We start from the raw sequence: 22,711 nt of genomic DNA, 5'->3' as shown, positions 1-22,711 counted from the left end.
AAGAACAAGGGTTGCCTCGATTACTCATGTCCCAACCCCAACTGCCCCAGTCGTCTGACTCGGCGCTGGCGCGCGCCCAGACGTCTCCGGAAGTGCCGGCCTGGATGCGTGGTCTCTACGCCGGGCTGTTCCTCTACCTGTTCCTCTCGGCCCTCAATGTCATGAGCGGCGGGCTGGGCATGTTCGGGGAGGAAAGCGACTGGATGCAGCGGGTATTCGCCTACGGCGAGAACCCGTTCATCGCGCTCATGGGCGCCGTGCTGGTCACGGTGCTGGTGCAGAGCTCGTCGTTCACCACTGCGCTGATCGTGACCCTGGTGGCCGCCGGCGACATGCCGCTGGGCACCGCAGTGTTCGCCATCATGGGCGCAAACATCGGCACGGCCGTCACGGGCGTCATCGTCTCGCTGGCGAATATCCGCATCCGCCGCAACTTCCGCCGCTCGTTCACCGCCGCGCTGCTGCACGATCTCTTCAACCTGCTCACGGTCGCCATCCTGTTTCCGCTGGAGTGGATCTCCGGCGCCATGCACGAGCAGGGACGCGGGCTGCTCACGCGGCTGGCGAACTGGCTCAGCGACCTGATCGGCCTGGAGGAAGTGGCCAACCCGAACAGCCCGGTGAAGGTCGTCACCCGGCCGATGGTGGAGCTGTTCGAATGGCTGACGGGGCTCGCCACGCCGACGGTCATGGCCCACGGCCTGTTCATGGCGGCCATGGGCCTGCTGCTGATGTTCGTCTCGCTGGTGTTCATGGTGCAGAACCTGCGCGGCGCCCTGCTGCGACGCATGGACGGGCTGTTCCGCACCTACTTCTTCCGCAACGACATCCGCTCCTACCTGGTGGGCGTGTTCTCAACGGTGATGGTGCAGTCGAGCACCATCACCACCAGCCTGATGGTACCGCTGGCAGGGGCCGGCGTGGTGCCGATGCGGCGGGTGTTCCCGTTCATGATCGGGGCCAACCTGGGCACCACGGTGACCAGTATTCTCGCCGCCACGGCCAATCCGGTGTCCGCCGCGATGACCGTGGCGCTGTTCCACGTGTGCTTCAATCTGATCGGCACCGCCATCTGGTACCCGCTACGCAGCATCCCGGTCATGCTGGCCACCTGGTATGGCCGGCTGGCGGCAAACGCAACCCGTTATGCGTTTGCGTTCCTGTTCTTGATATTCTTGATATTGCCGGTGGCAGGGATTGTCCTCACCGAGCTACTCATCATCCATGGATAATGCCCCGCGGGGTTACTGAATGTTTCGACAGCTTTATTCGGCACTGACCGCCGACAACACACTGGATCAGGCCTTCTCGGAACTTACCGAGATGCTGGACCACGCATCGTGGATGTTCATCCGCGCCAACAACGTGCTGCACAACTCCGTGCCGGCGCGGGATGTGCGCGACAGCATCTACGCCCGCGACCGCGCCATCAACGAACTGGAGCGCTCGATCCGGCGCAAGGTGCTGCGCCATCTCACGGTCAACCCCGGCTATGACGTGGCCGTCAGCTTGGCGCTCATGAGCGTCGCCAAGGATGCCGAGCGCATCGGCGACTACTGCAAGAACGTCTTTGAAGTCGGGCAGTTCTATACCCAGGGCTTCCATGTGCCCAAGTATCAGGAGCCGCTGGATCACGTCGCCGAAGAGACGGTGGAGATGTTCCGCATGGTCTCCGACGCCTGCCGCAAGTCCGATGAAGCCAAGGCGGAAGCCGCGCTCAGCAAGGTCCGCGACATCCGGCATCAGTGCGACAAGGTGATCCAGGAACTGTTCGCCGACGAGAACGAAATCGAATTCCACGAAGCCGTGGCCTACTCCCTGCTCGCGCGCCACTACAAGCGCGTCGCCGCGCATCTGGCCAACATCGCCACCGCCGTCCTGGGGCAGGTGGAGGATCTGGATTTCTACACGGAAGACTGACCCGTTCATCGCGGCCATGGCGGTGTGATAAACGCCGCCATGGCCGACGATTGATGCGGCCCATCGGATTTGCCTGGCGCATAAGTTCTGTATAACTTATCGTGCGCGTAGACGGCATTCCGCGGACCGACCCCCGGGCCATGGATGCCGCGCACCCCGTTACCAAAACTCGCCCGTATTCGGCGCCACCGCCGGATCAGTCACTACGGAGACGTCCATGCGCTATACCGCCAAAAAGGGGTTCCGCCACGATGATACGCCGCGTCTCGGCGTGCTGATCGCCAACCTCGGAACACCGGATGCCCCGACCACGCCCGCGTTGCGCAAGTACCTCGCGCAGTTCCTCGCGGACCCGCGAGTCATCGAACTACCACGCATCCTCTGGCGCGCCATCCTGCACGGTATCGTCCTGCGGACACGGCCAAAGAAGTCGGCCGCGGCCTACCGTGAAGTCTGGAGTGATGACGGCTCGCCGCTGCTGGTAACGGGGCAGGCGCAGACCCGCGGCATCGGGGAACGACTGGCGGAGCGGCTCGAAGGCCCGGTTGCGGTGGAGCTGGCCATGCGCTACGGCAGCCCGTCCATGGCCGAAGGTCTGCAGAAGCTCCGGGACCAGGGCGCGGAGCGGCTGGTGATCCTGCCCATGTACCCGCAGTACTCTGGGAGCACCACCGCATCCACGTTTGATGCGCTCGCCGACGAACTCAAGCAGTGGCGGTGGATTCCGGAACTGCGCTTTATCGGTCAGTACCACGACGACGAACGCTACATCCAGTGCCTGGCCAACAGCATCCGCGAGCATTGGCAGGCGCACGGGCGTGGCGAGAAACTGCTGTTCTCCTTCCACGGCACGCCCAAGCGCTATCTGCTGAACGGTGATCCCTACCACTGCCAGTGCCTGAAGACGGCGCGGCTGGTTGCCGAGGAACTGGAACTCACCCATGACGACTGGATCGTCTCGTTCCAGTCACGTTTCGGCAACGAGGAGTGGCTGAAGCCGTATACCGACGAGACGGTCACCGAGTTCGCCCGCGCCGGCATGAAGACGCTGGACGTTATCTGCCCCGGGTTCTCTGCGGACTGCCTGGAGACCCTGGAGGAGATCGAAGGGGAGAACGCCGAGTATTTCGAGGAAAACGGCGGCGAGTCGTTACGCTACATCCGCTGCCTCAACGACCGCTCCGATCACCTGGACATGCTGACGGACCTGCTGATGGAGCACGTACAGGGATGGCCGGAGGCAGGGGGCCCGCCCCGCGGTCTGCGCGACCAGCAGGCCACCCGCGACCGCGCCCTGGCCCTGGGAGCAGAGGACTGATGCCGCGCCGGATCGGCGGCAGCTTTCTCGCCATGCTCCTGCCGGCCTTCGGGGTGGCAGGAGCGATGGAACCGAGCGCCGAGCCCCCGACGGACGACGACACCCCCGTACTGACCCTTGTCCAGGGTGGCGAACGCGAAACCCTGTCACTGGCGGACATTGAATCCGTTGGCCTGTACGAGGCGGACATCACCCACTTCGAGGGGCTGGAAGGCGTATTCACCGGGGTTAAACTGCAGGAGTTCGTGGAAGCGCATGCGCTGGACGACGCGCGTCGCATGCGGTTCATCGCCGCAGACGACTACACCATCTTCCTGGAGCCGCAGGAGGTGGCGGATCGCGGATTCCTGCTGATTACCCGCTTCCAGGGGGAGCCCGTGCCCAGGGACATGCTCGGGCCGTTGATGCTGATCGTACCGGACGAGGAAGAGGCAGTCCTCGCTGGAGAAACGGCCATGACCGACTGGATGTGGGCCATCATCGAGATCCGCGCGCGATGAACCCGCGCCGCCGGCTGCGCTATGCGCTGACGGCAGCGTTCGCGCTGCTGGTGACGACGCTGGGGACGGCCTCGTGGCTGTTCATCGACAGCGCCGGCCGTTACATCGGCGCGGACTACACCGCCTTCGCCAGCAACCTGGTCCGCGGTCAGCACGAAACCAGCATGCTGCGCTACCACACCGAGGCACTGCTCGCTCACCCTCGCCCGGAGCACCGGGAACAGCTCCTGACCACACTGGCCGTCATTCGCAGCCGCGAACACACCACCCGCCACGGCCTGGAACAGCGCGAGCTGGATCCGGCCGACTACGGCCCGGTCATCGCCGAGTTCGACGACGTCAACGCGCGCCTGCCGCGTCTGGAGGCATTGGTGGAGCTCGCCGTTGGCCATCCCGAGGTGCACGAGGAACTGGACATGCTCGCCATGGAGGTGGAGGACACCCTGGCGTTCATCTACAGCCAGTTGCACCAGATCAACCACGCCGCCGCGGCGGAGCAGCGGCGACTGACCCACTGGCTGTCCGTTGCCGTTGTGGCGCTGGGCGTTGTGGTCCTGACCATCATCGGCGTTCTGCTGTGGACCATCGACAAGGTCGTCGGCCAGAAGGCAGCGCTGGAACAGCTGACCGTCACCGATTCGCTGACCGGCCTGCCCAACCGGCGCGCCATGGTGCAGCGCATGGAACAGACGCTGTCCCTGGCCCTACGCAACAGGCGACCGGTCAGCCTGGCCCTGATCGATGCAGACCACTTCAAGGCCATCAACGATCAGGATGGCCATCCCGTGGGCGACGCCGTTCTGCGCACCCTGGCTCAGCACCTGGGCCGGCAGGTGCGGCGGACCGATCTGCTGGCGCGTATCGGCGGCGAGGAGTTCGGGCTGCTGATGCCCGAGACGGACGAATGCGGCGCACAGGAGCTGTGCGAGCGGCTGCGCCGCTCGGTGGAGAGTCTGCCGTTGCCAGTGGTCCGGTCTGGCCCCACCCTCACCGTCAGTATCGGCGTCACGACCGGTCACCCGGACAAGGGGATCAACTTCAACACTCTGTACTTCAAGGCGGATCAGGCGCTCTATGCCGCCAAGCACGCAGGCCGCAACCGCGTCATCAGCCAGCCCTGAGGAGCCGCAGAATGCCGCCCAGGGCGATGAAGACACCTGCGAACAGCGCGGCGTAGGCCAGCAGCGAACGCATCAGGCCGACCTCCAGGGCGCCGGCGACCATGGCCAGAAGCACCGCCAGTGCCGCCAGCGCGATCAGCGCCCCCGCCACCAGCCACGCGGCCGCGCGCCACACTACCGGTGCAGCCAGCAGGCGGACTGGTGCCCCGGGCGCGGCTCGAACACGGGCGGGTCATCCACGTCGCAGGTGCCGGCCATGGCCTGCGGGCAACGAGGGTGAAAGCGGCACCCCGGCGGCGGGTGCAGCAGGCTCGGCGGCTCACCCAGAGGCACCTCGCGCTGGTGCTGCGCATTGGCCGCATCCACATCGGCAATGGCCGCAAGCAGGGCCTGGGTATAGGGGTGCTGCGGGTGATCCAGCAACTCGCTGACCGGCGCCTGTTCCACCACGCGCCCCGCATACATGACGAAGATCCGGTCTGCATAGTGGCGCACGGTGGAGAGATCGTGGGTGATGAAGGCGAGGGTCAGCTCCCTCTCCGTCTGAATCCGGCGCAACAGGTTGAGAATCTCCACCCGCACCGAGGCGTCGAGCATGGACACCGGCTCGTCGGCGATGATCATGGACGGCTCCAGAACCAGCGCCCGGGCGATCACCACGCGCTGCTGCTGGCCACCGCTAAGCATGTGCGGAAACTTCTCCAGCACGGCTTCGGCCGGCCCAAGGCGCACCTCATCCAGCACCTGCCGGATCCGCCGTTCCTGCTCCTGGCGATCGGTGACGCCGTGAATACGCAACGGCTCGGCGAGGATGCGGCGGACATCCATGAACGGCGGCAATGCGCCGTAGGGATCCTGCTGCACATAGCCGACACTGGCGCGGTACCACTGCATGTCCTTGCCCGCGAGCTCACTCAGGTGGTGGCCGTCAAAGACCACGTCGCCGCTGGTGGGCCGGTACAGCCCCAACAGGGTGCGCGCCAGGGAGCTCTTGCCGCAGCCGGACTCACCCACGAACGCGACCGACTCGCCGCGAGCAAGATCAAAGCTGACGCCATCCACGGCGCGCACGGAGCCGACCCGCAGAAACCCCCACTGCCGCAGCTCGAACCACGTGTGGAGATCCCGCACCGACAGCAACGGCGTGGACTGCGCCGGGGCGGCGGCCGTATCGGGCATGGCACTCATGAGTCACCTCCACCTGTGGCATCGGGGGCGTGCAGCCAGCAGCGCACATGCCTGCGGGCGGAGACCCGGAACGGTTCCGGCTCACGGTCACACCGCTGGAAACGCGACGGGCACCGGTCCGCGAACCGGCAGCCTTCCGGAACGCCGATGAGATCCGGCGGCTGCCCGGGGATATGTGCCGGCTCGTCTTCCTGGCGCAGCCGCGGCACGCTGGCCATGAGCATCTGCGAGTAGGGGTGCGCGGGCTGGTGGAAGAAGTCGCCGGCATCGGCCACTTCCACGACCTGGCCGGCATACATCAGGGCAACGCGGTCGGCGATCTCGCTGGAGGTGGCCACGTCGTGCGTGATCAGCATGAAACTGGTGCCCTGCTCCTGCTTGATGCGCTTGAGCACGTTCATGATGCTGGCCTGGGTCAGCACGTCCAGGGCCGATGTAGGCTCGTCGAGGATCACCAGCTCGGGCTCGGTGACGAGCGCCATGGCGAGCACGACGCGCTGACGCATGCCGCCGGAGAGCTCGAACGGGTAGCGCTGCAGGAAATCGGTGGACACGCCCACCAGCTCAAAGGTCTTTGCCACCCGCTCCAGTGACCGCTGCCGCGACCACCCCAGGTGCACGCGCAACGGCTCCGCCACCTGCTCGCCCACCCGCACCACGGGGTTGAGGGCGTTCATGGCCGCCTGCATGACCATGGCAATGCGGGTCCACTGGACGTCGCGGCGGAACGCCTCCTGGCCCAGGTTCATGATATCCGTCTCGCCCAGCATGATGCGGCCGGAGAAGCGGTGCACGTTGCGCGGCAGCACGCGCAGCAGCGCCTTCGCCAGGGAGCTCTTGCCGCAGCCCGACTCCCCCAGCACCACCAGCGCCTCGTTGGCACGGATGTCAAAGCTCACGCCATCCACCGCCCGGGCGATGCCGCGGCGGGTCTGGTAGTGCAGCTGCAGGTTCTCCACGCTGAGCAGGGTCTTCTCCACCATGGTTACTGCGTCCTCAGCCGGGGATTGAACACCCGGTCCAGCGCGAAGCCGAGCATGGCAAAGCCGAGACCGGTGAGCATGAGCAGCAGCGCCGGCGATACCACCCAGTAATAGAAACCGTTGTACAGCGCGCTCTGCACCTGGGCGTCGTTGAGTACCTTGCCCCAGGTGGGCAGCACCGGGTCGCCCAGGCCCAGCACCGCAAGCGAGGCCTCCAGGAAGACGTAGGTGGGGATCAGCGTGACAAAGGTCGGGATCAGCACCGGCAGTATGCGCGGGATCATGTAGCGCATGATGATGCGCGTGTTGCTCGCCCCGTACGCCCGCGCCGCCTCGATGTAGGGCGCCTGCCGGATGGGCAGCAGCATGGCGCGGTACATCTTGATACCCGCGCTGAAGATGCCCAGCGCAATCACCACGCCGAGCATCAGCCAGATACTGGTGGAGTAGAGGGTGCCGACCATGACCAGTATCGGCAGCAGCGGCAGTATGATGTTCACCTCCGTGAGCCGCTGGATGGTGGCGTCCACCAACCCGCCGAACCACACCCCTGCCGCGGCGATCACCAGCGTGGTGACGGTGGTCCCCACCGCCGCCAGCAACCCGAACGCCAGCGCCACGGGCGTCCCCCAGAGCAGTGCCACCATGAGATCGCGGCGCTGGTGGTCGGTGCCGGCGATACCGTGCACACGCCCGTAGACCGCCAGCTCGGCGCTCAGCGTCGGGTCGTCGCCAAACAGCATGGCATCCACCACCAGCTCGTACCGGCCGGCCACGGGCTCCGGATTGTCGCCCGGGTCAGCTCCCGCGAACAGGCCGATGTGCGGCGGCTGACCCAGACGCCCCTCCAGGGACCGGTTCTGGGAGATCGACACGCGGTCGTCCCTGGCAATGCGCTGGGTGCCGAGCGGGATGGTGTCGCCGTCGGGGGTCCGCCAGCTCAGGCGCACGAACCCCTGCCGCTCCGTCCCGCGGGACTGCAGGAACAGGTTGATTTCGCTGGGAAAGTCGTCGTAGGTGAAATCAAACCCAAGAGGGATGCGCAGCTGCCGACCGCCGTCAAACGTCCGCTCCTCCACAGTGGCGTCGTCACTACTGACGGTAATGGTCTCGGGCTTGTTGCCGCCCAGCAGGCGATCCGCCCACACGGGCCCGGCGTTGACCGGATGCATCTGCCACTGTTCACCACCCCGCCACTGCTCCAGGGCCTGGGAGTAGGGAATAACGATGACGGTATAGACAGACAGCCCGATCAGGAACGCGATCAACGCCATGCCGCCGATGGCGGACGGGTACTGCCGCAGCTCGCGCAGGCCGCTCAACCAGCGATTCATCGGTTGTCCCCCTCGATGCCCACCCGCACACGCGGATCGAGAATGGCGTAGAGGATATCCAGCAGGAACACCGTCAGCGCCAGCAGGTAGGCGAAGATCACCACGGAGCCGATGATCACCGGCGTGTCCCGGTAGCCGATGGCCTGGAACAGCAGCGTGCCGAGGCCAGGCCAGTTGAACACCTGCTCCAGGATGATGGCACCGCTCCACAACCCGATCAGCATGAGTGCGAAGCTCGTGACGATGGGGGACAGCGTCGGCCGCAGGATGTAGCGCCGCTCGATCAGCGACGACGGCAACCCTTTGGCCCGCGCCATCTCCACGTAATCCTCGCTGGAGTGGATGAGGAAGAATGTCCGCCACGAGTAGATGGAGATGAAGATCGACGAGATGAACATGGCGGCCACCGGCAGCACCATGTGGCGCATGACACTGGCGGCGTAGGCCCAGCTGTCCTCCGGCGGTGGAATGTCCACCATGCCGCCGGCGGGCAGCACCGGCACCAGGAAGGCGAAGATCAGGATCAGAAAGATGCCGTAGAACCACCCGGGCGCCGCGGAACTGGGTGCCAGCGCGATCACCGACCGATCCGCGGGACTGCCGTAGCGTCGCGACAGCCACAACGCGGCCCACACGGAGACGAAGAACACCAGCAGGTTGGCGGTGCCGAACAGCAGCAGCGTCGCCGGCAAACGCTCGACAATGATCTGATACACCTCCCGGGAGCCGCTGTCGCTGTGCATCTCCTCGGCGCGGCCCAGATCCAGCTGCATGCCCTGGGCGAGGTAGTCGATGCTGCGGACCATGAACGGTTCGTCCAGGCGCCGCCGCTCCACCTCCAGCTGCACCTGCCGCTCGATGAGCTCGTTGCGCTCCTCCGAAGGCATATCGAAGAACGCCGGGTCGGCGCGCACCTGTTCGGAGACGGTGGCGCGGATCTGGAGCATGCGCAGATCGTCCACCTGCCCGCCCATGTTGGCGATCAGGATGGTGAGGTACACCCCCACCAGCACCGTGAGGATGAGGGCGATGAGCCGCTTGCCGGTAAAGGTGGCGATGCGGCGCAGATCCCGTAACCAGCCGGTGCGGGCCGGCGTTGCGGCAGGCAGCGCACTCACAGGTCGTCCTCCAGCAGTTGCGTGCCCGCCGGCACCGTGGCGAAGGCGTGGGAGGCGAACGCCGGCAGGGCGACGTCCCGGGAGGTGATGGCCACCTCAAGGCTGTTGGCACCAAAGCCGAGACCGGCGAGCTCCTCGCGGCCGAGATCAATCCGCCACTCGCCGTCGTCACCACGCTCGGCCTCGCCGCGGTGTCGCAGCTGACCGTCGCCGTCGAACAGCAGATACTGAACCTGCTCGATCGCCTCCGCCTCGTACGGCTCGCCATCGTAGGTGATGTGCACCGGGAAACGCACACTGTCGTCGTCCGGCGTGACCGTCATCGGACCATCCATGGCCACCTCGGGGATGCGTGGCCGGGTGAAGCGCAACCACTTGTCGGCGCGGTCCGGAAAATCCTCGTACCGGCGCAGCACCACGGTGCGCTCCACCGGATACACCGCATGCAGATAGAAGGGACCGTCGCCGACCCAGAAGTGGTTGCGCTCGGCGTACCAGTCGGCCAGGGCGGCGTAGCGCGCCTCCGGCTCGCCCTCACGCAAGTGCTCGGAGAGGACGTTCGCGTACGGCACGAAACCGACCTCGCTGGCGGTATCCAGGCCTCGGCGCAAGACATTGAGACTCGGCCCGGCGATCAGGCTCATCCAGTCCACTTCCATGCGGTCCGCCTTGTTGGAGGAAAACGCCAGCTCGCCGCTGCGCTCCGCCAGAATACCCAGCGCCAGCGTATGCCATGGCTGGGCGGACGGCGTGCGCTGGGCGACGATGGTTTCAGCATCCGGGAAGATCTGGTCGCTGTAGATCTCGATCTCCAGCGGATCCGTACCGACGATGCGCCAGCCGCGGAAGTGGCGCTGGAACACCTCGAATGACGGCATGTGACTGGGGTCGAACAGGCTGCTGGCCTCATCGGCACGGGCAAAGTTGAGAACCCAGGGCAGCACCACATCGGCCATGGACACCTGGGTGCCATCGTGCCAGCGGCGCTCCAGGTAGTCGTCCTCGTAGACCACCCGCGTACGGGTGCGCGCGGTGACGCCGTCCTCGTGCTTCTCGCCCACGGTAATGAACCGGCTGGTCTCGCCGTCCCAGTCGATCAGGGTGTCCTCCGGCACGCGGATTTCATCGGCGAAATCGACGCGTAGCCAGTCATGGGTGCGCTCCACCGGCACACCTTCCTGCACGGTGACCTCCGCGAACTGGATGCGCTGGGGCCAGTACAGACCGGTGAACGGATCGGGCAGCACGGCGGCATCACTGAGCGCACGGCTGATCATGGTGTCGAACAGCCAGTTACTGCCGGCCACCGGGTTCCAGGGCTCGGTCAGCAGACTCGGTGCGGCGAACACCACACGGCCGCCGATGCGGTCACGGAAGCGCAGGGTGTAAGGCCACAGCCGCGACCCGGCGATGCCCCCGGCCAGGTCAGCGGCCAGTTCGACGTTCTCGGCACGCGGAATGGCGTTGATCTGATCCACCAGCCAGATGCGCGCGGAATCATGCATGGCGAGTTCCATGCCCCGGGCCATCAGCTCACGTCGCTCCTCACTGGAGCCGTAGTCCCGGCGTTGCAGGCGATCCGCGATCTCGTCCAGTTCCGGGTCGGGATCGTACGCCTGCCACAGCGGCTCCGGGCGCCCGCGCGGGGTGTAATAAAAGCTGAGGTTGTCGGAGACGTCCCGGTTGATCACGGTGGACACCCAGCTGCCGGTGTAGGCGTGCCAGCGACCCGAGGCCGGATCACCACCGATCCAGATCCGCGACGCCTCCTCGGCCGTGCGGTACTGGCGCTCGACCCGGAATCCTTCGTCCTCCAGCAGGTTGGCCACGTAGTCACCCACCTGCTTGCGGGCGTCCTCGGAGCGGATCAGGACGTTCAGCCGCACCGGACGGCCGTCGTACATCCAGCGGCCGCGCTCCAGCGTCGCGCCCAGGGCTTCCATCTCTTCGCGGATCACCGTGCGCGCACGCTCGGGGTCGTAGCCGTATTCCAGCTCCAGCGCGCGGGCCGTATCGGCAAGGCGGGCGTAATCAGGGAACGCCGTGTTCACGGGCAGGGTGCGCGGGACGGCAAGGCCGCCGTAGATCTCCTCGGCGATGTGCCGACGGTTGACCAGCCAGTTCATGGCTTCGCGTATCTCACGCACCGCAAACGGGTTGAGCTCGCCGTTGTCCAGCTCCGGGCCGGCCGGATTGAGGGTGAGCTCGCCGGAGGTGCCGTAGGCTTCTTCGTAATCGGTGCGCGACGAATCGCGCAGCCGGTTGAACACGGTGTTGTTGGTGACCCCCTGGGCGAATACGTGGTGGGAGCCGCCTTCGATCAGGCCGGCAACCTTGCCCACGTCGGACTCCTGGGTGAACACCACTTCATCCACCAGGGCGCCGCGACGGTCACCGGGGTGCGCATCTTCCTCGTCGGGTGCGTCTCCGACCCCCTGGTCGGAGGGCGAATCACCGCCGAAACGGAACGCGAGAATGACGACAAACAGGCCGGCAGCAAGAACAAGCAGCAGTTTTCGCATGAACAACGTCTATCCGTAACGGTCGGTGGTCGGGGCCCGTTCGCCAATTCCGCCAACAGGCTGCCACATTCCTCGCGCCGGGCACACCATCACCCACAGGGGAATTGCGCAACAGGCGGAGGACGATGGTATTCTTGTGCACATGAGCAACCGAAGCCACCATTTTCCGCTGGCACACGAGCAGGTGAAACCGATGCTCGAGCGGTTCGGCATTCAGCCGACCCAGCAGCGCATCGACATAGCCCATCTGCTGTTCCAGCGCCCGCAGCACCTATCCGCCGATCAGGTGCTGGCGCAGGTGAACGCGGCCTACGGTCACGTCTCCAAGGCAACGGTCTACAACACGCTGGGCCTGTTCGTCCGACACGGGCTGATCAACGAAGTGCTGATCGAGCCGGACCGGACGCTCTACGACTCCAACACGGCGGATCATCACCACGTCTACAACATGGACACCGGTGAGCTGTCCGATATCCCCGCGGGCCGCCTGGCGATCCAGGGTGATCTCGGGCTGCCGGAGGGCACGGAAATCGAGGGCATGGAGGTGGTGGTCCGTGTGCGCAGCCGCGCCGCTCACTCGGCCGACCGCTGACCGCCGCTACCCCCTCGTCAACAACGCCAAGATGGTCTAGACTGAGTCTAAGTCGCATTTCTGAAGCGGCAGGTTTCAGCCGGAGTCTGAATCATGGAATATCCCCAACTGAAAAAAGCGGGCCTGAAGACGACGCTGCCCCGGGTCAAAGTGCTGGAGCTGCTGCAATCCCTGCAGGAACAGGATGGCCAGCACCACCTGACTGCCGAGGAGGTGTATCGACGCCTGTCCGATTCGGGCTCCGATTTCAGCCTGGCCACGGTCTACCGCGTGCTGTCGCATTTCGAGAGCGCCGGCATCGTCCTGCGGCACCACTTCGAGGGCGGGCAGGCACGCTTCGAGCTGGCCGATGGCGGCCACCACGACCACATCGTGTGCGTGAACTGCGGCAAGGTGGAAGAGTTCGTGGACGACGTCATCGAGAACCGCCAGAAGAGCATCGCCCAGCAGCGGCAGTTCGACCTCCGGGAGTACAGCCTGGTGCTGTACGCGAACTGCCTGCGCGAGTGCGACCGGCAGGACGAAACCGCCGACTGAGACGGCTCGACGCCCCCCCTTGCCCTGACGGCCGGTTGACCGGCCGCCAGGTCGCAGCACTGGCCTGCGTTCTACTTTCCTTTCTTCTTCTTGCCGTCCGGCTTTTCCGACCCCTGGTGCACGAGCGCGCCCGCCTGATCCAGGCGCGGGTGATTCTCGCGGAAGGCCTTGTGCGCATCAGGCAGGGCGTCCAGGGACTCCACGGTGCGGTGAATCACGTGGACCGCCGCCAGCAGGTCGCCGGTGTGGCCGGTCTCCGAGATGGTGTGCATGTTGCGGATCGGGAAGCCGATGGACGTGGCGGCGCAGTCCACGCTCGCCAGTACGCCTGCCATGCCGTCGGTACCGGTATCGGCGCCACAGACGTCCCGCTGCAGCGGGATCTTGTGGGCGTTGGCCGCGGACTCCACAACGCGGTTGAGCTGTTCGCTGGCAATGGCACCCACCGCCAGGGTGAAGCCCTTACCCATCTCCAGCGGTTGCATCCGCCGGTCACCGATGCCGGGCGCAGCCACGTAGTCGTGGTTCACGTCCACGCCGATGATGGCATCGGGCTCGAGCTCACCCGCGAACACGCGGCTGCCGAGACGGCCGATCTCCTCGTAGGTGGCCATGGCAAACATCACCCGGACGTTGCTCGTGCCGCCGGCTTCCGCGACCAGACGCGCCACTTCGGCCGTCACGAAGCAGCCAAGGCCGTTGTCCAGATAGGCGCCGTAGAAGGTGTCGGGGCTGAAGCCCTTGCGGATGGGGCGGTTGAGGATGATGGAGTCGCCCGGCCGCACGCCCAGGTTCTCCACCTGCTGCTTCTTGTTCTCGCCGTGGATCTGCAACTCGACATACAGCTGCTCTTTCTTGATCCCCTTCTCGCCGGTGCGCAGGGCGTTCTCGGCGAAATGGATGGCGCCGAGCGCCTCGACGGTGCCGCCCTCGATCACGCGGTAGCTGCCGGGCTGCTTCGGGTCTTCGCTGAACAGCTTCACCTCGTGGCCGACCAGCGTCATGGGGAGAAAAGAGTCACTGTTGATCCAGATCTTGCCGTCATCACCGATGGAGCGCACCTGCATGCGGATCTTGTCGGCGTGGCCGATGATCATGATGCTGAACAGGTCGTCACGGCCCGGATGGGTATCCAGCACGACGCCAGCGTGCCCCTTGAACTGGTGCACGTGCCAGTCCTTCGGCGCAAAGCTCTCGAAGTAGGGCTTGAGCACGCCGAACGTCATGGCGCCTTCCAGGCCGACAGGGCTGGGAGCAGCGAGAATGTCCCGCATCAGGTTAAACTGCCGCTCGGGCATGGGCTGGGTCCAGGGCTGCTTCGCTTCGGTCATGGTTCTCTCTCTTCCGGTTTCGGTTCGCGGTGACTCAGTCTGACAGATTCTACAAGAGCAGGGCGGCCCGACGCGCTCGTCCCGCACTTGCTTTACAACGGCACAAGGCTCCGGGCACGCAATGACAACGCTGCAACGACAGGAACTCCTGGCTTACGGCGCGCTGGTCGCCGCGGTCCTGTTCTGGGCCGGCAACGCCGTGGTCGGCCGCGGTGTCGTCGGCGAGATCCCGCCCATCGCGCTGTCATTCTGGCGCTGGGTGCTGGCGCTGATCATCCTGTTGCCGTTCGCCTGGCCGCATCTGCGGGCATCGGCGCCGGTCATTCGCCGACACCTGGGGCTGCTGACACTGCTAGGAGTTCTCAGCGCCGGCCTGTTCAACACTCTGCTGTACGCGGCGGCCGTCACGACCACCGCCGTGAACATCACGCTGATCAACGCCACCATGCCGGTGGTCATCGCCCTGGCCGCCTGGGCAACGGCGACGGAGCGGCTCACCGCCCGCCAGGGGCTGGGGCTGTGCATCGCGCTGCCGGGTGTGCTGGTCATCATCAGCCAGGGCGACCTGGACCGGCTCACCGGGCTCGGCTTCGCTCCCGGCGACCTGCTGATGACCGTGGCCATCACCAGCTGGGCCATCTACTCGGTACTGCTGCGTCGCCACCCCCTGGAGCTGCGGCCGACGGTTCTGCTCACGGCGTTGGTGGCGCTGGCCCTGCCGTTCATCTTCGCGCTGTACATGGTCGAGCTGGCGCGGGGGCACACGTTCACTGTGACCACCAGCCAGATCCCGGCGTTCCTGTACGTCGCCACGCTGCCATCCATTCTGTCCTATCTTGGCTGGAATCACGGCGTGCGGGTGATCGGCCCGGGGCGTGCCGGCATGTTCATGTATCTCATGCCGCTGTTCGCTGCCGCGCTGGCACTGCCACTGCTCGGTGAGCAGCTCGAGGGCTACCACGCCGCCGGCGCCCTGCTCATCCTGATCGGCCTCTACCTGGCTACCTGGGGCGCCAGAAAGGCGTAACCACACGCCGGTTTGCCATCGGGACAACGCGTTATAGGATGAGTCCAGACGTTCCACCACACAGGGAGCTTCCCGATGCCCGGCGTACGGCCCGTTACCACCATCATGCTGCTCGCGTTCCTGCCCGTCATCGCCCTCGCTAACGGAGCACAACTGGATGACCGGGACCGCAACATCCACATTCCCGGCGACGATGACCTGTTCGATCAGTTACGTGTTTCTGCGGCGTACGACGACTCGCACATCCAGATTCACTACGAGTACGTCACGGACAATCCCAGCTGGTACCACCAGTACTGGGTGTACGAGGACGGCGACTGGGTGCGCTACGGCTCCGGCTCCCCGGGTCCCGATGAGCACGGGTTGTATGAAGACCGCATCTCCATGATGCTCGACGACGGCACCGTGGACGACTTCGCGCGTATCGGCGGCTGGATGACCGTACACCAGGGCATGCGCACGCTCACCAGCGAGGCGGACAGCGACGAGGTGGAGGATCACCCCAAGCTGGGCGAGGACATGGGGCGCAGCGACGTGCGCAAGTATCTGGCACTGTCACGGGACACCGACGACGAGCGCGAGGCGGCCTGGCAGGACGTGCGCGACGACGACGAGCTGGAGCAGCTGCGGCGCGACGGCAAGTTCCTGGATTTGTGGCAATGGCGCGCGCATCGCAGCAACCCCATGGGGTACGCCGACAACGGCTACGTGCTGCACTACCGGATGTCGTCCGAGGGCCGCAGCATGTTCACGGACAACTGGGACGAGGACGCCGGGCAGCCGCGTTACATGTTCGACCCGGACCAGGTGGGCAGCCGCTCCCTGGACTGGGACGCGCTGATCGACCGCGAATACGGCCAGGATGATCCGTACTACATCTACGAGGGCAATGCGGTCAATTTCGACCCGGATCACGACTGGCAGGAAGGCGACGTCATCCCGCAGCGCTTCCTTCGTCCGCCCCACGGCAGCCGCGGTGCCATCCAGGCCGCGGGGCGGTACACCGATGGTGCCTGGCGCGTCACGCTGATCCGCACCCTGGAGGCACCGGACCCGATGGACAGCAAGACCCTGGAGGACGGTGGCACGTACAACGTGGCCTTCGCCGTGCACTCCGGCGGCGTCGGCGCCCGCTGGCACCGCGTCTCCCTGCCCCAGACCCTCGGGCTGGGCCATGACGACGCTGACATTGTCGCGGTGCGCGCGGACGGTGACTTCAGCGACGTGGAACTGGAGTGGACCGAGCTGACGCTGATCTACCCCGGTCAGGTGACCTGGCAATGGCTGCATGGCGACCACCCCGGCAGCGAACCCCTGGCCACCGGCAACCTGGGCGTCCGGGACTTCCACGATATCGAGCAGCTGCAGACGTTCATCATTGGCCATGAGACGCGCTTGGCCGAGGAGGAGGACGACGACGAGCAGGACAGCGACGACGACTGAACGGTGACGACGCCGTCAGTGACTGCGGGCCCGCCGCCGGGCTCGCTGCGCCGCCATGATCACCGGACGCTGATGCGCTGTCGGCATCCAGTGGTAAGCCGGCAGATCGAAACGTCGGGTCTGCCAGCGAAAGCGCCAGGTGAAGTCGGGCCACAGGGTCACGTTGCGGCCACTCACCGGGTGCAGATACCAGCTCCGGCAGCCACCGGTATTCCAGACCGTGCCGGACAGCCGCTGCTGCACCCGGCGGTTGAACGCATCCTGCCTCTCCGGCCGCACCTCGACGCTGGCGATGCCGTGCCGGTCCATCTGCCGGACCGCGTCCAAAACGTAACGGATCTGCGACTCGATCATGTACACCACCGAACTGTGGCCGAGGCCGGTGTTCGGCCCCATGAGCAGAAACAGGTTGGGAAACCCGGCCACGGTGGTGCCCTTGTAGGCCTCGGGGCCACTGCGCCATTCACGCCCGAGATCGCGCCCGTCACGGCCGGTGATCATGCCCTCGGGAACCGGATCGGCGGCGCTGAAGCCGGTGCCGAAGATCAGCGTGTCCACCGGGCGTTCCTTGCCGTTGGCGTCCACCACGCCATGCTCGCGGATCTCGCGCACCCCGGAGGTGATCAGCTCGACGTTATCCGCGCACACGGCCGGGTAATAATCGTCGGCAATCAGCACCCGCTTGCAGCCGAAGGTGTAGTCCGGGGTGAGCTTTCGGCGCAGGTCCGCGTCGGCGACTTGCCGGCGAAGATGGGCCAGGGCCTGTCGCCGCGGCAACGCCATCAGGCGCGGGGCGATGGCAAAGGGCAGGACCCGGCCTTCCAGCAGGGTGTAGATCCCGGCTCGCACGCCGCGCTGGATCGCAGGGACGGCCCGGTAAAGCCGCTGCTGCCACGGCCGCACCGGCCGGTCGGGTTTGGGCACGATCCACGGGGGCGTGCGCTGGTAGAGATCCAGCCGTTCCACGTGCGGCTGGATCTGCGGCACGAACTGAATGGCGGAGGCGCCGGTCCCGATCACGGCCACCCGCTTTCCTGCGAGCGTGTGGTCGTGATCCCACTGCTGGGAGTGGAACGCGTGACCGCGGAAGCGCTCGATTCCGGGAATATCCGGGTACGCCGGGCGCGACAGCCCGCCCATGCCGGAGACGACGATGTCGCCGGTCCAGGTCACCCCGTTGCTGTCGGTCAACGTCCAGTAGCGGTTGCTGTCATCCCACTGCAGTTGCTCGACGGCGGTCTCCAGGCGCACGTGAGGGCGCACGCCGTAGCTGTCCGCACAGCCCTGGAGGTAGTCGCGGATCTCGGGCTGGGTGGCGTAGCGCCGGGACCACTCCGGATTGAGCGCGAAGGAGAACGAGTACAGGTGCGACTGCACGTCGCAGGCGCAGCCCGGGTAGTGATTCACCCACCACGTGCCGCCAATGCCGCTTTCCTTCTCGAAGATGACGAAGTCGTGCTCGCCGTAGGCCTTGAGCTGGATCGCCATACCCAGGCCGGCAAACCCCGAACCGATGATCAGCACCCGGTGGTGGCCGCTCATGCGCGCTCCCGACGCCCGTGAAAACCTGACCGGGCTGCGCCCAGTATAGTCGGTCACCGCGCGCCGCAAAAAGAGCCCTTTCCTGTTTTCAGGCAACCACGGCCGCCCCGGAAATTACGGCAGGAACTGCTCCTTGACGATGCGCTCCTCCAGATTGTGCTCCGGGTCGAACCACAGCGTCAGCGCCCGCTCCGGGTCCTCGCGGATGCTCACGTAACGCACGTCGCGCACCTCCGTGAAGTCCGCCACCGCGCTCACCGGGCGTTTCGGCGTTTCCAGGATCTCGAACTCCACGTGGGCGCTGTTGAGCAGCACGGCGCCACGCCAGCGACGGGGACGGAACGCAACAATGGAAGTCAGAGCGAGAATCCCGGCCTTGAGCGGCAGGATGGGCCCGTCGGCGGAGAGGTTGTAGGCCGTGCTGCCGGCCGGCGTGGCCACCAGCACCCCGTCGCAGATGAGCTCCTCCAGACGCACCACGCCATCGACCTTGATGCGCACGCGCGCCGTCTGCCGCGTCTCGCGCAGCAGCGACACCTCGTTGATGGCGCTCGCCTCGCGCCAGTTGCCGCCGGCGGTCCGGGCGCGCATGTGCAGCGGCTTGATGGTCACGGGCTGGGCGTTGGCGAGGCGCTCGTACAGCCCTTCGCTCTGCAGGCGGTTCATGAGAAAGCCGACACTGCCGCAGTTCATGCCGAACACCGGCTTGCCGAGGGTCATGTACTTGTGGAGGGTGCGCAGCATGAGGCCGTCGCCCCCGAGGGCCACCAGCACGTCCGCCTCCTCCGGCGGCACCGTGTCATACTGCGCCAGAAGCGCCGCCTCCGCCTCGCGGGCGTTCTCCGAGGTGCCTGCAATGATTGCGAGACGGGGTCTGTTCATGCCGCTCCCGATGGTTTCCTGTACAAATGCGCCGATTGCGCTTTCTACTCTAACCGATGCGCCCGGCGCCTGCGCAGTGGCTCAGCCCTCACCCTCATCCCAGCGCGCCGCCGCCCGCTGGCCGCGCGCCTGGTTCACCGGCACGCAGATCGCGATGGCCACGAGGAAAAGGAACGCACACAGCAGAATGGACCCCTGCAGTCCCACAACGGACTGCAGCAGACCGAGCGCGACGATGCCGAACATGCCCGCGAGCTTGTTCGCCAGACCCCAGAACCCGAAGAATTCGGCGGCCTTGTCCTCCGGCGAGAAAAGCCCGACCAGGGTGCGGCTGGCCGACTGACTGGATCCGAGACTCACGCCCGCGAGGCAGCCCACCACCAGGAACAGGTGCTGCGCCTCCCAGTCCACGGCGAAGGTGTCGTTGATGAACTCGGTCACCTCCGGCGTCCCCCAGATGGCGAGGATGGCGAGGACCCACAACGTCAGCGTGCCGATGTAGGTCCGCTTGGCACCGAGACGGTCCTGCAGGAAGCCGAAGCCCAGCGCGCCGATGGCCGCGGTGATCTGGACGATGATGAACATGATGTTGCGGATGTGCTCATCCCAGCCGATCACCTGCGCCCCGTAGATAAAGGCGAAGGTGATGATGATGTAGATCCCGCCCATGGAGAACAGCAGCGACGTGAGAAAAGTCGCCAGGTCGCGGAACCGGGCGATGTCCCGGACGGTATCCCGAATTCGCCCGAACCCGAGGCTGACGTAGCTCGCGCCCACGGGCAGCGGCCGTGCGACACCCCGCTCACGCAGAAACGCGAACGTGGGAATGGCCGCCAGCAGGAAGAAGCCGGCGGCGAACGGGCCCACCCAGCGAATGCGATCGAAGTTCTCCGCCGTGGCGTCGCCGAGGAACGCCAGCGTGAACGCGGCGGCGAACAGGCCACCGATATAGCCCAGCGCCCAGCCGAAACCGGAGATCTTGCCCAGGTCCCGCGAAGGCCCGAGGTCGGGCAGGAACGCGGCGATGAAGTTCTCGCCGATGGAGTAGGCGAAGTTGGAGGCGATGATCAGGACCAGCCCCAGGAGGATGTCCCCCGGCTCAACGAACACCAGCAGCCCGGTGGCAACCACAGTGGCGATGTAGCTGACGAACAGAAAACGCTTCTTGCTGGCGGAGTAGTCCATGACCGCGCCACACACGGGCCCGGTGACCACCACCATGAAGTAGCTCAACGCCAGCGCCAGACTCCAGAGCAGATTGCCCAGGCGGTAATCGTCGCCGCGGTCGCCCACAATCACGGTGGTGAAGAGGTCACCGAAGACCACGGTGATGATGAGCAGAGTGAACGCCTGGTTGGCGAAGTCGAACATCGCCCAGCCGAAGATCTCGCGCTTGGGCGCGCGCGCCTTCTCCTGCGTAGTTGCTTCGCCCTCGGCGACACTCATACCTGCCTCCTGCATCGGTTCACGAGGTGCGCCTCACTCGAGCGGGCGCCGCCCGCCGTTGTCGAGCATACGATACAGCGCCCAGCCGCCGTCTGCCGATCCGCGGCACATGCCGTAACGAAACGGCGAATCCATGCCCTCCAGCCGGAAGCGCAGGTCCTCGAACACGACACACTGATCGCCATTGCGCTGATCCACCTGCCGCAGCGCCGGATAGCTCGCGAACCAGTGGAAGAAAGCCATCTCGTCCTGGGCCCACACGTCCCGTGCCAGCGGCTCCACCGACGCGTCACCGAAGTGCGCGAACCGCTCCCACTCGGCCTCGGCCACCGGCGGATAGGATGCCCAGAGCCGGCGCAGCAAACCGGCGTCGTCCCCGGGGTCGGCGGGCGCCGTGTCGCGGCGCAGATTCACCCGCGCCATGTCGTAGACATCGCCGTGGTCCACCACGAGCTTCCAGTTGAACGCCGACCACGGCTGGGGGTAGGCCTCGGCGGTGTACTGCGAATACCCCTGCGCCCGGGCCCAGCCATCCGCCACGCCCACCGCGGTGCGGTACTGGGTGTACTGAAACAGAACCAGCGCCGTCACCGCGGCCAACCCTAGCGCAGCGCCGACACGCGGGCGCCAGTAGAGACTCGCCACCAGACCGGCCAGCAGTACCCCGCTGAACCACGGGTCGATGATGAAGGTGGTGTTGAAGCCGGGCGCCCAGTTGCTGAATGGGGCCAGGATCTGGGTGCCGTAACTGGTAATGAGGTCACCCAGGATGTGAACGAAGAGCGCCAGCAGGATGACGCCGTAATAGGCGCGCCACGTGTACCGGCGCCCCAGCGCCACAGCACACAGGGCCGCCAGCAGCCACGCCCACAGCGGCATCAGCAGCAGCGAGTGAGTAATGCCCCGGTGGTTCTCCAGGTAGCTGACGTGGCCGAAAAGCGTGAAGACGATGTCGATATCGGGCGCGGCACCGGCAAGCAGGCCGATCCACGTGCGCTCGCGCAGTGACAGCTGATCCGGCCGGGCCTGGCGGGGTGCCGTGGCACGACCGGCCAGCGCCCCGCTCAACGCGTGGGTAAGAGTATCCAGAATCGTCTCCTCGCTGTCGCGTCAGCCCAGTGAGCCCAGTGAGCCGGGCACTCAGGCTTGGGTCTCCGCGGCGCCGGTGCGCTCGTTGTCCGCGACCTGCGCGCCGGGCAACGCGCGCACATGGGGCGCGTGATGATAACCGGGAACCCAGCGCGCCATCCACGCGGCACCGTGCAGCAGGCGGGACAGCCGGGCGCGGGTTGCGCTTGCACCGTCGCTGGCGTCGGTCAGCCAGCCGCTGAAGGTGGTAATGAAGATGCTGGTCAGAACAGTTTCTTCCAATCCGCGGTGCATGCCCGCCGCATCCCGGCGGGCGGCCTCGCGCAACCATTGCACCGTGCGGCTGATGCGCAGCACGGCGGGAATCTGCACATGCAGATGGCCCGGCTCCAGCTTGCCCTTGATCATCTCGCGCGTCACCCGGCGATGGGGTGACAGCACGTCCAGCCACGCCATGATCAGATAGTGCAGGCGCTCACTGGAGGGCAGCGCCTGCACCCCGGGCTGCGAGGCCGCCGCCACCATCGCCGCATCGGCCCGGTCGAACCAGGCATCCGCCACCTCTTCCTTTTCGCGGAAATGTGCCTGAATGGCCGCAAGGTCGGTACCGAGATGGTCCGCCACGTCGTACAGACGCACCGCCTCCCAACTGCTCTGCTCGGCCACCGCAAGGGCCGCATCCACAATGGCATCTCTGCTTACCGGCATGACGTTCCTCCCTGTCGGACGGTGTCCGCATGGCTGAAGGATCTCTCCGCGCCCCGGGGCGCCTGTCCGGTGTTGACTCCGGGCGGCGCCGGCCTGTTCCCGGGCGGTTT

21 protein-coding genes are annotated in these 22,711 nt (G+C 66.1%); 9 read left to right on the top strand and 12 right to left on the bottom strand.

The features are described 5' to 3' along the window. Nucleotides 1-26 precede the first annotated feature (26 nt). The 5 genes from ACNSTU_RS09140 (at nucleotide 27) to ACNSTU_RS09120 (ending at nucleotide 4,859) form a co-directional block, all read left to right on the top strand. Nucleotides 27-1,232, top strand: a complete 1,206-nt coding sequence (locus ACNSTU_RS09140) for a Na/Pi cotransporter family protein (protein WP_290631013.1) — start codon at nucleotides 27-29, stop codon at nucleotides 1,230-1,232. 19 nt (nucleotides 1,233-1,251) lie between these two features. Beyond that, nucleotides 1,252-1,920, top strand: a complete 669-nt coding sequence (locus tag ACNSTU_RS09135; RefSeq protein WP_091645707.1) for a phosphate signaling complex PhoU family protein — start codon at nucleotides 1,252-1,254, stop codon at nucleotides 1,918-1,920. A gap of 217 nt (nucleotides 1,921-2,137) precedes the next feature. Beyond that, nucleotides 2,138-3,238, top strand: coding sequence for a ferrochelatase (hemH, locus tag ACNSTU_RS09130; RefSeq protein WP_290637518.1), 1,101 nt, complete (start codon nucleotides 2,138-2,140; stop codon nucleotides 3,236-3,238). After that, complete coding sequence (locus ACNSTU_RS09125; protein ID WP_290631006.1) at nucleotides 3,238-3,738, top strand: hypothetical protein; 501 nt, start codon at nucleotides 3,238-3,240, stop codon at nucleotides 3,736-3,738. The genes hemH and ACNSTU_RS09125 overlap by 1 nt, the downstream gene beginning before the upstream one ends. Continuing rightward, the gene (locus tag ACNSTU_RS09120; protein ID WP_290631005.1) at nucleotides 3,735-4,859 is read left to right on the top strand and encodes a sensor domain-containing diguanylate cyclase; all 1,125 of its coding nucleotides are present in this window, start codon (nucleotides 3,735-3,737) and stop codon (nucleotides 4,857-4,859) included. The genes ACNSTU_RS09125 and ACNSTU_RS09120 overlap by 4 nt, the downstream gene beginning before the upstream one ends. On the opposite strand, the gene ACNSTU_RS09115 is transcribed toward ACNSTU_RS09120, so the two are convergent. The 6 genes from ACNSTU_RS09115 to ACNSTU_RS09090 are packed head-to-tail and all read right to left on the bottom strand — an operon-like array spanning nucleotide 4,846 to nucleotide 12,004. Continuing rightward, entirely contained in the window at nucleotides 4,846-5,034 is a 189-nt protein-coding gene (locus ACNSTU_RS09115) for a hypothetical protein (protein WP_290631003.1), read from the bottom strand. The two genes, ACNSTU_RS09120 and ACNSTU_RS09115, sit on opposite strands and share 14 nt — an antisense overlap. Continuing rightward, entirely contained in the window at nucleotides 5,034-6,047 is a 1,014-nt protein-coding gene (locus ACNSTU_RS09110; RefSeq protein WP_290631001.1) for an ABC transporter ATP-binding protein, read from the bottom strand. The genes ACNSTU_RS09115 and ACNSTU_RS09110 overlap by 1 nt, the downstream gene beginning before the upstream one ends. Next, nucleotides 6,044-7,030: an ABC transporter ATP-binding protein gene (locus tag ACNSTU_RS09105; protein WP_290630999.1), complete on the bottom strand. Its 987-nt coding sequence runs from the start codon at nucleotides 7,028-7,030 to the stop codon at nucleotides 6,044-6,046. The genes ACNSTU_RS09110 and ACNSTU_RS09105 overlap by 4 nt, the downstream gene beginning before the upstream one ends. A gap of 2 nt (nucleotides 7,031-7,032) precedes the next feature. Next, nucleotides 7,033-8,364, bottom strand: a complete 1,332-nt coding sequence (locus ACNSTU_RS09100) for an ABC transporter permease (RefSeq protein WP_290630997.1) — start codon at nucleotides 8,362-8,364, stop codon at nucleotides 7,033-7,035. Then, the gene (locus tag ACNSTU_RS09095) at nucleotides 8,361-9,473 is read right to left on the bottom strand and encodes an ABC transporter permease (protein WP_290631036.1); all 1,113 of its coding nucleotides are present in this window, start codon (nucleotides 9,471-9,473) and stop codon (nucleotides 8,361-8,363) included. The genes ACNSTU_RS09100 and ACNSTU_RS09095 overlap by 4 nt, the downstream gene beginning before the upstream one ends. A 5-nt stretch (nucleotides 9,474-9,478) precedes the next feature. Beyond that, the gene (locus ACNSTU_RS09090) at nucleotides 9,479-12,004 is read right to left on the bottom strand and encodes an ABC transporter substrate-binding protein (RefSeq protein ID WP_290630995.1); all 2,526 of its coding nucleotides are present in this window, start codon (nucleotides 12,002-12,004) and stop codon (nucleotides 9,479-9,481) included. A 142-nt stretch (nucleotides 12,005-12,146) separates the two neighbouring features. On the opposite strand from ACNSTU_RS09090, the gene ACNSTU_RS09085 reads away from it, so the two are divergent. Continuing rightward, nucleotides 12,147-12,596, top strand: coding sequence for a Fur family transcriptional regulator (locus tag ACNSTU_RS09085; RefSeq protein WP_290630993.1), 450 nt, complete (start codon nucleotides 12,147-12,149; stop codon nucleotides 12,594-12,596). A gap of 93 nt (nucleotides 12,597-12,689) precedes the next feature. Then, entirely contained in the window at nucleotides 12,690-13,133 is a 444-nt protein-coding gene (fur, locus tag ACNSTU_RS09080; RefSeq protein WP_290630991.1) for a ferric iron uptake transcriptional regulator, read from the top strand. A 71-nt stretch (nucleotides 13,134-13,204) separates the two neighbouring features. Here fur and ACNSTU_RS09075 read toward each other — a convergent pair whose 3' ends face one another. Further along, nucleotides 13,205-14,464: a M20/M25/M40 family metallo-hydrolase gene (locus tag ACNSTU_RS09075; RefSeq protein WP_290630989.1), complete on the bottom strand. Its 1,260-nt coding sequence runs from the start codon at nucleotides 14,462-14,464 to the stop codon at nucleotides 13,205-13,207. Nucleotides 14,465-14,585: 121 nt separating this feature from the next. On the opposite strand from ACNSTU_RS09075, the gene ACNSTU_RS09070 reads away from it, so the two are divergent. Together ACNSTU_RS09070 and ACNSTU_RS09065 are read left to right on the top strand one after the other, a co-directional pair. Further along, complete coding sequence (locus tag ACNSTU_RS09070; RefSeq protein ID WP_290637522.1) at nucleotides 14,586-15,491, top strand: DMT family transporter; 906 nt, start codon at nucleotides 14,586-14,588, stop codon at nucleotides 15,489-15,491. 75 nt (nucleotides 15,492-15,566) lie between these two features. After that, nucleotides 15,567-16,934 carry an ethylbenzene dehydrogenase-related protein gene (locus tag ACNSTU_RS09065; RefSeq protein WP_290637524.1) on the top strand — a complete coding sequence of 456 codons (1,368 nt, stop codon included), beginning with the start codon at nucleotides 15,567-15,569 and terminating at the stop codon, nucleotides 16,932-16,934. A gap of 15 nt (nucleotides 16,935-16,949) precedes the next feature. On the opposite strand, the gene ACNSTU_RS09060 is transcribed toward ACNSTU_RS09065, so the two are convergent. The 5 genes from ACNSTU_RS09060 to ACNSTU_RS09040 all read right to left on the bottom strand — a co-directional run bounded on the left by ACNSTU_RS09060 (nucleotide 16,950) and on the right by ACNSTU_RS09040 (nucleotide 22,601). Continuing rightward, nucleotides 16,950-18,476, bottom strand: a complete 1,527-nt coding sequence (locus tag ACNSTU_RS09060) for a flavin-containing monooxygenase (protein ID WP_290637526.1) — start codon at nucleotides 18,474-18,476, stop codon at nucleotides 16,950-16,952. Between the two features lie 114 nt (nucleotides 18,477-18,590). After that, on the bottom strand, nucleotides 18,591-19,358 hold the full coding sequence (locus ACNSTU_RS09055; RefSeq protein ID WP_290630981.1) for an NAD kinase: 768 nt from the start codon (nucleotides 19,356-19,358) through the stop codon (nucleotides 18,591-18,593). Between the two features lie 81 nt (nucleotides 19,359-19,439). Beyond that, complete coding sequence (locus ACNSTU_RS09050; RefSeq protein ID WP_290630979.1) at nucleotides 19,440-20,804, bottom strand: MFS transporter; 1,365 nt, start codon at nucleotides 20,802-20,804, stop codon at nucleotides 19,440-19,442. A gap of 33 nt (nucleotides 20,805-20,837) precedes the next feature. Further along, nucleotides 20,838-21,893 carry a metal-dependent hydrolase gene (locus ACNSTU_RS09045; RefSeq protein ID WP_290631034.1) on the bottom strand — a complete coding sequence of 352 codons (1,056 nt, stop codon included), beginning with the start codon at nucleotides 21,891-21,893 and terminating at the stop codon, nucleotides 20,838-20,840. A gap of 51 nt (nucleotides 21,894-21,944) precedes the next feature. Next, nucleotides 21,945-22,601, bottom strand: coding sequence for a TetR/AcrR family transcriptional regulator (locus ACNSTU_RS09040; RefSeq protein ID WP_290636063.1), 657 nt, complete (start codon nucleotides 22,599-22,601; stop codon nucleotides 21,945-21,947). Between the last annotated feature and the right edge of the window lie 110 nt (nucleotides 22,602-22,711).

This window comes from Aquisalimonas sp. APHAB1-3, from assembly GCF_048323695.1.
GTDB lineage: Bacteria > Pseudomonadota > Gammaproteobacteria > Nitrococcales > Aquisalimonadaceae > Aquisalimonas.
The sequence above is the reverse complement of the archived record's forward strand: the minus strand, read 5'-3'. Positions and strand labels throughout refer to the sequence as shown.

Coding starts and splice junctions, on each gene's coding strand:
- ACNSTU_RS09140 (WP_290631013.1), top strand. CDS start 27: ATGTCCCAACCCCAACTGCCCCAGTCGTCTGACTCGGCGCTGGCGCGC.
- ACNSTU_RS09135 (WP_091645707.1), top strand. CDS start 1,252: ATGTTTCGACAGCTTTATTCGGCACTGACCGCCGACAACACACTGGAT.
- hemH (WP_290637518.1), top strand. CDS start 2,138: ATGCGCTATACCGCCAAAAAGGGGTTCCGCCACGATGATACGCCGCGT.
- ACNSTU_RS09125 (WP_290631006.1), top strand. CDS start 3,238: ATGCCGCGCCGGATCGGCGGCAGCTTTCTCGCCATGCTCCTGCCGGCC.
- ACNSTU_RS09120 (WP_290631005.1), top strand. CDS start 3,735: ATGAACCCGCGCCGCCGGCTGCGCTATGCGCTGACGGCAGCGTTCGCG.
- ACNSTU_RS09110 (WP_290631001.1), bottom strand. CDS start 6,047: ATGAGTGCCATGCCCGATACGGCCGCCGCCCCGGCGCAGTCCACGCCG.
- ACNSTU_RS09105 (WP_290630999.1), bottom strand. CDS start 7,030: ATGGTGGAGAAGACCCTGCTCAGCGTGGAGAACCTGCAGCTGCACTAC.
- ACNSTU_RS09100 (WP_290630997.1), bottom strand. CDS start 8,364: ATGAATCGCTGGTTGAGCGGCCTGCGCGAGCTGCGGCAGTACCCGTCC.
- ACNSTU_RS09090 (WP_290630995.1), bottom strand. CDS start 12,004: ATGCGAAAACTGCTGCTTGTTCTTGCTGCCGGCCTGTTTGTCGTCATT.
- ACNSTU_RS09085 (WP_290630993.1), top strand. CDS start 12,147: ATGAGCAACCGAAGCCACCATTTTCCGCTGGCACACGAGCAGGTGAAA.
- fur (WP_290630991.1), top strand. CDS start 12,690: ATGGAATATCCCCAACTGAAAAAAGCGGGCCTGAAGACGACGCTGCCC.
- ACNSTU_RS09075 (WP_290630989.1), bottom strand. CDS start 14,464: ATGACCGAAGCGAAGCAGCCCTGGACCCAGCCCATGCCCGAGCGGCAG.
- ACNSTU_RS09070 (WP_290637522.1), top strand. CDS start 14,586: ATGACAACGCTGCAACGACAGGAACTCCTGGCTTACGGCGCGCTGGTC.
- ACNSTU_RS09065 (WP_290637524.1), top strand. CDS start 15,567: ATGCCCGGCGTACGGCCCGTTACCACCATCATGCTGCTCGCGTTCCTG.
- ACNSTU_RS09060 (WP_290637526.1), bottom strand. CDS start 18,476: ATGAGCGGCCACCACCGGGTGCTGATCATCGGTTCGGGGTTTGCCGGC.
- ACNSTU_RS09055 (WP_290630981.1), bottom strand. CDS start 19,358: ATGAACAGACCCCGTCTCGCAATCATTGCAGGCACCTCGGAGAACGCC.
- ACNSTU_RS09050 (WP_290630979.1), bottom strand. CDS start 20,804: ATGAGTGTCGCCGAGGGCGAAGCAACTACGCAGGAGAAGGCGCGCGCG.
- ACNSTU_RS09040 (WP_290636063.1), bottom strand. CDS start 22,601: ATGCCGGTAAGCAGAGATGCCATTGTGGATGCGGCCCTTGCGGTGGCC.